The sequence below is a fragment of the Sutterella sp. genome (assembly GCF_052272535.1).
Lineage (GTDB): Bacteria > Pseudomonadota > Gammaproteobacteria > Burkholderiales > Burkholderiaceae_F > Sutterella.
The window spans coordinates 1-10,338 of record NZ_DAVZJY010000065.1 but is presented as its reverse complement, the minus strand read 5'-3'; the positions used below and the strand labels follow the sequence as shown (position 1 = coordinate 10,338).

The window sequence follows — 10,338 nt, the reverse complement described above, 5'->3', positions numbered from 1 at the left end:
TCGGGACCGCATCCGGCGCGCAGTCCGGGCGGCCCTGTGGTCGACGGGCGGCGCATCCGCCAACCGGATGCGCTCTGAGAACTTTCTCTCAGGAGGAATGCCTAGGTCAGATTGACTGCCGTCATGAGAGGATGCTCGAGCCCGCGACGGCCTTTCCAAAACGGCTTCCCCAAGGGTAAAGTGAACTCAACAGATTAATTCTGCTTCCCCTTCTACACAGGAAAGAGAGAAATGAACTCCCTCCTCCACGTCGGCTCCTTTTATTACGCGTTTTGGCGATTTACGTATCCGTCAAAGCGTTGAGCTGCACACATCTAGCGGAAGCTAAGAAATGAACCTGCGGTCTCAAACGCCGCAGGTTTTTTAATGCCCCTCTCCAAGCCTCACTCCGAGGCCCTCCCGAGAGCAGAAGGCACCAAATCTCCAGCGGCGCGAAGGACCCGGAAAACCCCATCCCCGGACACCCCCTTCACCATTCACCCACCCCGGCGCCGTCAATTCCAATTCGGGCGGCGAACCGATTCAAAGGAAACTGGAGAACACCATGATCCTCATTCTGAAGTCCACCGCCACCCGCGACGACATTTCCGACCTCAAGTCCCGGCTCGAAGGCCGGGGGCTGCGTCCCGTCATCATGGAGGGCTCCGAGAAGGTCGCCGTCGGCATCATCGGCGAGACGCGCAGCCACCTCCCGGCCGACCAGATCCAGGCGCTGCCCTACGTCGAAGCGATCCGCCGCGTCTCCGACCCCTACAAGCTCGCCAACCGCGTGTTCCATCCGGAGGATACGGTGGTGAACGCCGGGGGCGCCAAGGTGGGCGGCGGCCACTTCGCTCTGATGGCCGGTCCCTGCTCGATCGAATCGCGCGAGCAGATCATCGAGGTCGCCCAGGCCGTGAAGGCCGCCGGCGCGACGATGCTCCGCGGCGGCGCCTTCAAGCCCCGCACGTCCCCGTACGACTTCCAGGGTCTGCGCGACGAGGGCCTGAAGCTCATGCTTGAGGCGAAGCGCGAAACCGGCCTTCCGATCGTCACCGAAATCATGAGCATCGACCACCTCCCGCTCTTCGAAGACGTGGACATGATCCAGGTGGGCGCGCGCAGCATGCAGAACTTCGAGATGTTGAAGGAGCTCGGCAAGACGAAGAAGCCGATTCTGCTCAAGCGCGGCATGTGCGCGACGATCAAGGAGTTCCTGATGGCCGCCGAATACATCATGGCGAGCGGCAACGACCAGATCGTGCTCTGCGAGCGCGGCATCCGCACGTACGAGACGGCGACGCGCAACACGCTCGACCTCTCCTGCATCCCGGTGCTCCATGAGCGCACGCATCTGCCGGTCGTGATCGACCCGAGCCACGCCACCGGCGTCGCCCGCTACGTCCCCTCGATGGCCGCTGCCGCGGCCGCCGCCGGCGCCGACGGCCTGATGATCGAGGTGCACAACAACCCCGCCGCAGCGCTCTGCGACGGCCCGCAGTCGCTCACCCCGGAAGTCTTCGCCGACGTCGTCCGCAACGTGAAGACGATCCGCAACGCCATCTGCATGAAGGCCGCGCCCAAGCCCATTTCGGTCGAGACCGTGATCCGCGCCTGCGCGTCCTGATCCGGAATCCTGCAAGCCCATCAAACGAGGAGAAAAGCGAAATGACCGAGACCGGGAAGACGACTGAGAAACGCAGGGTGCTCGACGTCGCCGCTGGCGCAGGGTACCGCGTCGAGGCCGCCCCCGGTCTCGTCACCGAACCGAGGCTCCTCGCCGAAGCCCTCGGCCGGGTGCTCAAGCTCGGACGGGATTCCGAGCGCCGCGTCGCGGTGGTCACCGACTCCAACGTGGGCCCGCTCTACGCGGGGCGGGTCGCCGCCGCGCTCGAAGGCCTCGCGCACGGGGCCCACGCCGGTACGATCACGATCCCCGCGGGCGAGCCCTCGAAGACGCCCGCCGTTCTCGTGCGGGTGCTCGAAGACCTCGCGGCGCTGCGCCTCACGCGCTCGGACGCCGTGATCGCGCTCGGCGGCGGCGTCGTGGGCGACCTCGCCGGGCTCGCCGCCGCGCTCTACATGCGCGGAATCGAGTGCCTGCAGATCCCGACGAGTCTTCTCGCGATGGTGGATTCGAGCGTGGGCGGCAAGACCGCCGTGGACCTCGAGGCCGGCAAGAACCTCATGGGCGTCTTCTCGCAGCCCGTGGGCGTCCTCGTCGATCCGGAGGTCCTCAAAACCCTTCCCGTGCGCGAAGTCTCCTGCGGCTGGGGCGAGATCATCAAGTACGCCGGGATCGACGAAGCGGTGCGCCCGCTCGTGCGCCGGGAGCTCCTCGACGGTTCGGGCGAAGCGGGCGTTCCGCTCCCCGGCCTCGACCTCATCTGCGCCGCGATCGACGTCAAGCGCCGCATCGTTGCGGCCGACGAAAAGGAGTCGGGGTGCAGGAAGCTCCTCAACTACGGCCACACGGTGGGGCACGCCGTCGAGACCGCCTCGCGCTACCGGCTCTCGCACGGCGCCGCCGTTGGGATCGGCATGCACGTCCTCATGAAGGCGCTCGACGCCGCGGGCGCGCTCGAACCCGGAATGCTCGGCGAACTCGAAGCCCTCCTCGCCGCCGCGGGCCTGCCCGTCGGGATCCCTGCGGCGCTTCACGACGACCCCGCGCTCGACTTCAGTCCGGAGGCGCTCCTCGCCCTCGCGCGCCACGACAAGAAGTCCGCCGCGGACGGCGTCTCCCTCATCCTCCCCACCGCCCCCGGGCGCGCGGAGATCCGCCGGGTCTCCTGGTGGACGCTCGAAGACATGATCCGCCGGGGACTCTGAACCACAGAGCGCCGCCGCCGCGGATTTCGGACCGGAAGACGACGGGCGCGGCGCGGTTCACCGAAACCAAGAAGAACTTCCGCCCTCATCCTCCGCCTCCGACATGATCGCGACCATCCATCCGCAGCCCCTCTCGGGAACCCTTCCCGCCATCCCGTCGAAGTCCTACGCCCACCGGCTCCTCATCGCCGCGGCGCTCTCAGACGCCGCCGCCCCCGTGCTCGTCTCCTATGCGGGCGCTTCGGAAGACATCTCGGCCACCTGCCGGGTGCTCCGCGCCCTCGGGGCCGAAGTCGAGGAGCTCACCGACGCCGCGGGCCGGCCCGCGGGCGCGCGCGTGCGGCCGCTCGAGCGCGCCCGCCTCCCGCAGAACCCGGAGCTCGACTGCGGCGAATCCGGCACGACGCTGCGCTACATCCTCCCCGTCGTTGCGGCGCTCGGCTGCGGCGCGGTGGTGACGGGGCGCGGGCGCCTTCCGCAGCGCCCGCTCGAACCCCTCGGCGCCGAACTGCGCCGTCAGGGCATCCGCCTCACGGGCCCGGCCTCCGGGGACGTCCTCCCCCTTGTGCTCGAAGGTCGCCTCGTACCGGGCGACTACGCGCTTCCCGGGAACGTCTCCTCGCAGTTCGTGGGCGGTCTCCTCTACGCGCTCTCGATTCTCGAGGGCGAGAGCCGCCTCACGGTGACGCAATCCTTTGAGTCCCGCGCCTACGTCGCGATGACGCTCGAAGTCCTCCAGAGCGCCGGAGTCGTGATCACGGAAGGCGCATCCGCCGAAAACCTCCCCGTCTGGACGCTCGAGGGCCGCGGACGCCTTCATGCGGCGGAAAACCTCACGGTCGAGGGCGACTGGTCGAACGCCGCCTTCTGGCTCTGCGCCGACGCAATGCGCCCGAAGGACACGGCGCCCGTCGGGCTCACGGGCCTCAACGCCGCGTCCCTTCAGGGCGACCGCGCGGTGGTGGAGATCCTCGAGTCCATGGGCGCGGCGGCCGACGCGACCGGGGGCGCGCTCGCGCTCACCGCGGCGCAGGGCCTCACGGGGCGCGTCGTCTGCGCCGCGCAGATTCCCGACCTCGTGCCGGTGCTCGCCGTGGCTGCGGGCGCGGCCGAAGGCACCACCACCTTCACGGACGCGGGGCGTCTGCGCATCAAGGAGAGCGACCGCTTGAAGAGCACCGCCGCGCTCCTCTCGGTCCTCGGCGTCCCGCACGAAGAGCTCCCCGCCGGCCTCGTGGTCCACGGGCTCGGCGACGCCCGGCGCTTCCGGGGCGGACGCATCTCGAGCTTCGGGGACCACCGCATCGTGATGGCCGCTGCCGTCGCCGCGACGAACGGCGGCGGCGCGCTCACCATCGAGGGGGCCGAAGCCTCCGCCAAGTCCTATCCGGGGTTCTTCGAGGACCTCGCGAAGTTGGGCGGCCGCGTCGAGCTCGAGCGCTGACCCGCCGCCGCTCCCCCAGAACAAAACGCACAAAGAAAGAAGAGAAGAACGATGAACACGACCTACGGCCGGAACCTTCGCACCACCGTCTTTGGTCAGTCCCACTCGGCCGCCATCGGCTGCACGATCGAGGGGCTTCCCGCGGGCGAAGCCGTGGACCTCGAACGCCTTGCGGCCTTCATGGCGCGCCGCGCCCCGGGCGGGCATCTCGCCACCCAAAGGAAGGAGCCCGACGCGCCCGAGATCCTCTGCGGGCTCCTCGAGGGCGTCACCTGCGGCGCGCCGCTCGCGGCCGTGATCCGCAACACCAACCAGCGCTCGCAGGACTACAAGGCGATCGCGGACCTGCCGCGCCCCTCCCACGCCGACCTGCCCGCGCAGGTGCGCTATCAGGGGCACCAGGACGTGCGGGGCGGCGGCGCCTTCTCCGGGCGCCTCACCGCCCCCCTCACGCTCGCGGGCGGGATCGCGCTCCAGATTCTCGAGCGCCGCGGCATCCGCATCGCCGCCCACCTCCTCTCGGTGAGCGAGGTCGAGGACCGGCCGTTGAACCCGATGGGCGAGTCCGCGGCCGAGCTCGAAAAGCGCCTCACGCGGGAACTTCCCGTCCTCACGGACGAAGCGGCCGAAGCGATGGCGCAGACGATCGCCCTCGCCCGCAAGGCGGGCGACAGCGTGGGCGCCACGATCGAATGCATCGTCGAGGGGCTTCCCTGCGGCCTGGGCGGCCCGCTCTTTGAGGGCGTTGACGGACGCATCGCCTTCGGGCTCTTCGGGATCCCGGGCGTCAAGGGCGTGGACTTCGGCGCTGGTTTCGCCGCCGCCCGCATGAAGGGGTCGGAGAACAACGACCCCTGGGAGGTCTCGACGGAGGCGCCGGGTGCGCGGCCCCTCACGAACAACGCGGGCGGAATCGCCGGCGGCATCACCACCGGGGCGCCGCTTCTCTTTCGCATCGCGATGAAGCCCACGCCCTCGATTGCGCTCGCGCAGAAGACGATTTCGCTCGGAAAAGGCGCCGACGCGGAGTTGGGCGTGCGCGGCCGCCACGACCCCTGCATTGCACTGCGCGCGGTGCCGGTGGTGGAGGCGACGGCGGCGTTGGCCGTCCTCGACGTGCTCCTTGAGCCGCCCGCCGTGATGCCCGAGGCCCTCACGCGCCTCTGGGGGTCGGAGGCGCTCCGCCTCGGAGCCATGGAGCGCCTCGGCGAATGCACGAAGAAGAACAAGGACTGAGAGAACGCCATGACTCAAGCAGAAGACCAGCAGCACCCCGTCGCCGAAACCCTCGGCGATCTGAGGGGGCGGATCGACGAAATCGACGCCGCGCTCACGCGCCTGATCGAGGAGCGCCTCGCCGTCGCCGACCGCATCGGCGCGAAGAAGCGCCGCCTCGGACTCGCCGTCCACGCCTTGAAGCGCGAGGACGAGCTTCTCGAGCGGATCGCCGCCAAGGCGCCCGCCGCCGACCGTCCCACGATCCTCTCCGTCTACGAAACCCTCATTTCGGGCTCGCGCCGCCGGCAGCTCGAGCCCGTGATCGAGCGGGCCCCCTGCCCCAACGCGGGCGTCCTCGAGGCGATGCGCCCGGTCGCCGCCGGCGAAGACGCGGCGGCCCTGACGAAGAAGCTCCTCGCCGCCTTCGCCGCGGCCGGTGCGGCGCCGACGTGGCTGCGCGCCGACCCCGAATCCGTGCGCATCCGCTGGAAGTCCGCGGGCGGCGCCGCCGCGCGGCTCCTCGCTGCGGACCTCGCGGGGCTGGGCGCCTCGGTCGCGCCGGCGCTCGCTCATGCGGCCTGCGACCCCATCCCGGGCGCGGGGCTTCTCTGCGGGCTTCTCGGCCGCACGCTCTCTCACACGCTCTCACCGGCCATTCACGCGCGTCTGGGCGCCTACGCCTACAAGTGCTTCGAGGTCGAGCCCGAACGGCTCGAACGGTTCTTCGCCGAAACGCCCTTCGACGGCCTCAACGTCACGATCCCCTACAAAGAAGCGGTCGTGCCCTACTGCACTCGTCTCAGCGAAAACGCCCGCAAGGTGGGGGCCGTCAACACGCTCGTGCGCGAACCCGACGGCACGCTCACGGGCGACAACACCGACTACGACGGGTTCCTCGCGATGGTGAAGGAGTCGGGAGTCGAGTGCGCGGGCCGCAAGGCCCTGGTGCTCGGCTCGGGCGGTGCGGCGAAGTGCGTGCGGCAGGTGCTCGAAGACCTCGGCGCCCGGCCCGTGATCGTCTCGCGCTCGGGTCCGGTCAACTACGAGAACATCGCCGAACACGCCGACGCGGAGATTCTGGTGAACGCCACGCCCGTGGGCATGTACCCGCGCTCGGGCGCGACGCCCGTTGCCGACCTCACGGTGCTCCCCAACCTCCGGATGGTCTTCGACCTCATCTACAACCCGACGAAGACGAAGCTGATCCTCGACGCCGAGCGCCTCGGGATCCCCACGATGAACGGACTCCTGATGCTCGTCCATCAGGCGCTCGAGGCCTCGCGCCGCTTCCTCGGCGGCGCCGAACCCGCCGTCAACGCCCGCGGTTTGATGGCCAAGCTCGCCCTCGACGCCGAGAACATCGTTCTGATCGGCATGCCCGGGAGCGGCAAGTCCACGATCGGGCGCATCGTCGCGCAGAAACTCGGGCTCGAGTTCGTGGACCTCGACGACGCGATCGAGGCGGCGGCCGAGTGCTCCATCCCCGAGATTTTCGAGCGCGAGGGCGAGAAGGCCTTCCGCGACCTCGAGTCGAGCATCACGCAGGTTGTGGGCGCACGCCGCGGCGTCGTGATCGCGACGGGGGGCGGCACGCTGCTGCGCCCCCAGAACCGTGACGCACTGCGCCAGAACGGGCGCCTGGTGCTTATCAAGCGCGCCTTGGACGACCTGCCGACTTCGGGCCGCCCGGTGTCCCAATCGAAGCCCCTCGCCCGCCTCTGGGAGGAGCGCCGCGAAATCTATGAGGGCAATGCCGACGCCGTCGTCGTCAACAACGCCGATCCGGAGGCCGTCGTGCGGCTCGTGCTCGAAGCCGTCGGGCGCGCGGACGCCGCCTGACGGGTCCTCAGGCGCATCACCTCCAAGGGAGATCAACGCAAGGAAAAGAATTCACGCATCACGCATTCCCGTGGGGCGCTCCTCTCCCATGAGGGCCCGGGCCTTTGGAGGCGCCCGGCCCCTTGGAGCGTCCTTTGCCGGGCGCAGCGGCGCGAGACCAGCTGCCTGCTGCGCCCGTTTTTTCTTCTCCGGCCGGCCCCTCGGAGCGGCGCGGGGCGGCGTTTCACCCGCTCTGCGGATGCCTTCCGAGCGCCCCGAGCTTGTTGTCCGACCGCCGCAACTCGAATACCTCCATTGAGTTAGTCGGGCTCCGCACTTCAGGCTTTTCGACGCTCTGAACGCGAATGCGAATGATTGTTGTTCCTATCTACTTGTGGATAATTCCTTTGCCGGGCGCTCTCCTCCAAGGTTTTTCCCAAGGTTTACAACAAGCTGCTGCGAAACCCGGCGCCGGTGCGAACGGGACGGCTCCGCCGTCCGGCAGAGCTCCGCAGATTCTAGGTGTTAACCCCATCTCTCCAACGAGGAATGTAAGCATTCATGCGGGGAGTCGCCTTGCGTCAAATCCGCCGGTCTAAGGGTTGCTCTCATCCCCCTTATAGGTAAATAATTCGCACAGCGGACGACGACGGCCTCATTCCCCTGAGCCGCCGGCAACAGTTCTGCGGCCGAAAGGGCCCGCCCTTCGGACCAGACCCTAATCAAGAAGAGAAAGTACAACCATGGCACAAGCTCCTGCATTTAAGTATGCCCCCATGTTTCAGCTCGGCAAGGACGAAACCGAGTACTACCTTCTGACCAAGGAAGGCGTCTCCGTCAGCGAATTTGAGGGTCATCCGATCCTGAAGGTCTCCCCGGAAGCCCTCACGAAGCTCGCCAACCAGTGCTTCACCGACGTGAACTTCATGCTGCGCAAGGCGCACAACGAGCAGATCGCCAAGATCCTGCACGATCCGGAAGCGAGCGAGAACGACAAGTACGTCGCCCTCACGTTCCTGCGCAACGGCGAGACGGCCGCCAAGGGCATCCTCCCGTACTGCCAGGACACGGGCACGGCCATCATCCACGGCGAGAAGGGCCAGCAGGTCTGGACGGGCTTTGAGGACGAAGAGGCGCTCTCCCTCGGCGTCTACAAGACCTACACCGAAAATGCGCTGCGCTACTCGCAGAACGCCCCGCTCACGATGTACGAGGAAGTGAACACCAAGTGCAACCTCCCCGCCCAGATCGACATCGAAGCGACCGAAGGCATGGAGTACCGCTTCCTCTGCGTGGTGAAGGGCGGCGGCTCGGCCAACAAGTCCTACCTCTATCAGGAAACGAAGGCGGTCCTCAATCCGCAGAAGCTCGTTCCGTACCTCATCGAAAAGATGAAGACCCTCGGCACGGCCGCCTGCCCGCCGTACCACATCGCCTTCGTGATCGGCGGCACCTCGGCCGAGCGCACGATGCTCACGGTGAAGCTCGCCTCCTGCAAGTACTACGACACGCTCCCCACGACGGGCGACGCCACCGGCCGCGCCTTCCGCGACGTCGAGCTTGAGAAGAAGCTCCTCCAGGAAGCCTGGAAGATCGGCCTCGGCGCCCAGTTCGGTGGCAAGTACATGGCCCACGACATCCGCGTGGTGCGTCTCCCCCGCCACGGCGCCTCCTGCCCGATCGGCATGGGCGTGTCCTGCTCGGCCGACCGCAACATCAAGGCGAAGATCACCAAGGACGGCGTCTTCATCGAGAAGCTCGACAACAACCCCGGCCGCCTCATCCCTGAAGAACTGCGCAATCCGGGCGAAGGCTCCTCGATCCGCATCAACCTCGACCGTCCGATGAAGGAGGTCCTCGCCGACCTGACGAAGTACCCGGTCTCGACCCGCGTCGAACTCACCGGCACGATCATCGTCGCGCGCGACATCGCCCACGCCAAGTTGAAGGAACGCCTTGACCGCGGCGAAGAGCTCCCCGACTACATCAAGAACCACCCGGTTCTCTACGCCGGCCCCGCCAAGACGCCGGAAGGCTACGCCTGCGGCTCGATGGGCCCGACGACCGCCAACCGCATGGATCCCTACGTGGACCTCTTCCAGAGCCACGGCGGCTCGATGGTGATGATCGCCAAGGGCAACCGCACTCAGGTCGTGACGGACGCCTGCAAGAAGCACGGCGGCTTCTACCTCGGCACGATCGGCGGCGTCGCCGCGGTCCTCTCCTCGGACTGCATCAAGAGCATCGAGTGCATCGAGTACCCCGAGCTCGGCATGGAAGCCGTCTATCAGATCAAGGTTGAGAACTTCCCGGCCTTCATCCTCGTCGACGACAAGGGCAACGACTTCTTCAAGCAGTTGAAGCCCTGGAAGATCGCCTGCGAGAACGAGTGCGACTGCGGCTGCGGTTGCTCGAAGTAATCGGGCGCGCAGCGGCTATCCTCAGGGGCGGAGCTCCTCCGCCCCGTAGCGGGTGAGGCGCATTCCATAAGAAAAGCCGTCCGGACTTCGGTTCGGGCGGCTTTTCGTTTGTCTGAAGGATTCGCCCCCGAGAGTTGGATACTGAGACGCTCCTCGAACACAAAATTCGCATTGCAAAAAATCGAACGTCATTCATGATTGTTCAGTGTAGCGTTGATTAAAAAGAAAGATCTGGAAAACGGATTCACCTTCAGCGTGAATTTCTCTCAGACTGGTATCCCGCCCCGAAGAAAAATTAGTAGGCCCTCCTAATTTAGTTTCAGGACTTGCCCGGTGTAACAGGCAAGTCCTTTTTATTTGCCCTCAACAGAAACGTACGTTTCTTAAAGCCGGAGGCGGCGAAAATTGAGGCTTCGTGCATACATGTGGGTAGGCGTCGCCTTGATGCGGGGCTGAACCCCCCCTGATGCAGAAGGAATTTGCGCATCCTATGCCCTGCGGGCGAATCCTGCAACGTTGATTTCTCTGAGATTATCCACTCCTCGAATTCGGATTACGGTGTTGCGCGGTAGTCCGAGGCTGCCTCGGATCAAGACCCGGAGCCATTTAATGGAGGGGACCCGACGC

At 66.8% G+C, this 10,338-nt stretch carries 6 protein-coding genes; all 6 read left to right on the top strand.

From position 1 onward, the window contains the following. Positions 1-544 precede the first annotated feature (544 nt). The 6 genes from aroF (at position 545) to ACT6Y9_RS04960 (ending at position 9,711) form a co-directional block, all read left to right on the top strand. Entirely contained in the window at positions 545-1,606 is a 1,062-nt protein-coding gene (aroF, locus tag ACT6Y9_RS04985; RefSeq protein ID WP_443743712.1) for a 3-deoxy-7-phosphoheptulonate synthase, read from the top strand. Between the two features lie 41 nt (positions 1,607-1,647). Then, complete coding sequence (locus ACT6Y9_RS04980) at positions 1,648-2,811, top strand: 3-dehydroquinate synthase (protein WP_443743711.1); 1,164 nt, start codon at positions 1,648-1,650, stop codon at positions 2,809-2,811. A gap of 103 nt (positions 2,812-2,914) precedes the next feature. After that, complete coding sequence (aroA, locus tag ACT6Y9_RS04975) at positions 2,915-4,255, top strand: 3-phosphoshikimate 1-carboxyvinyltransferase (RefSeq protein ID WP_443743710.1); 1,341 nt, start codon at positions 2,915-2,917, stop codon at positions 4,253-4,255. 51 nt (positions 4,256-4,306) lie between these two features. Then, the gene (gene aroC, locus ACT6Y9_RS04970) at positions 4,307-5,491 is read left to right on the top strand and encodes a chorismate synthase (RefSeq protein ID WP_443743709.1); all 1,185 of its coding nucleotides are present in this window, start codon (positions 4,307-4,309) and stop codon (positions 5,489-5,491) included. A gap of 9 nt (positions 5,492-5,500) precedes the next feature. Then, complete coding sequence (locus ACT6Y9_RS04965; protein ID WP_443743708.1) at positions 5,501-7,312, top strand: shikimate kinase; 1,812 nt, start codon at positions 5,501-5,503, stop codon at positions 7,310-7,312. A 755-nt stretch (positions 7,313-8,067) separates the two neighbouring features. After that, positions 8,068-9,711 carry a fumarate hydratase gene (locus ACT6Y9_RS04960; RefSeq protein WP_443743707.1) on the top strand — a complete coding sequence of 548 codons (1,644 nt, stop codon included), beginning with the start codon at positions 8,068-8,070 and terminating at the stop codon, positions 9,709-9,711. Positions 9,712-10,338 lie beyond the last annotated feature (627 nt).

Coding starts and splice junctions, on each gene's coding strand:
- aroF (WP_443743712.1), top strand. CDS start 545: ATGATCCTCATTCTGAAGTCCACCGCCACCCGCGACGACATTTCCGAC.
- ACT6Y9_RS04980 (WP_443743711.1), top strand. CDS start 1,648: ATGACCGAGACCGGGAAGACGACTGAGAAACGCAGGGTGCTCGACGTC.
- aroA (WP_443743710.1), top strand. CDS start 2,915: ATGATCGCGACCATCCATCCGCAGCCCCTCTCGGGAACCCTTCCCGCC.
- aroC (WP_443743709.1), top strand. CDS start 4,307: ATGAACACGACCTACGGCCGGAACCTTCGCACCACCGTCTTTGGTCAG.
- ACT6Y9_RS04965 (WP_443743708.1), top strand. CDS start 5,501: ATGACTCAAGCAGAAGACCAGCAGCACCCCGTCGCCGAAACCCTCGGC.
- ACT6Y9_RS04960 (WP_443743707.1), top strand. CDS start 8,068: ATGTTTCAGCTCGGCAAGGACGAAACCGAGTACTACCTTCTGACCAAG.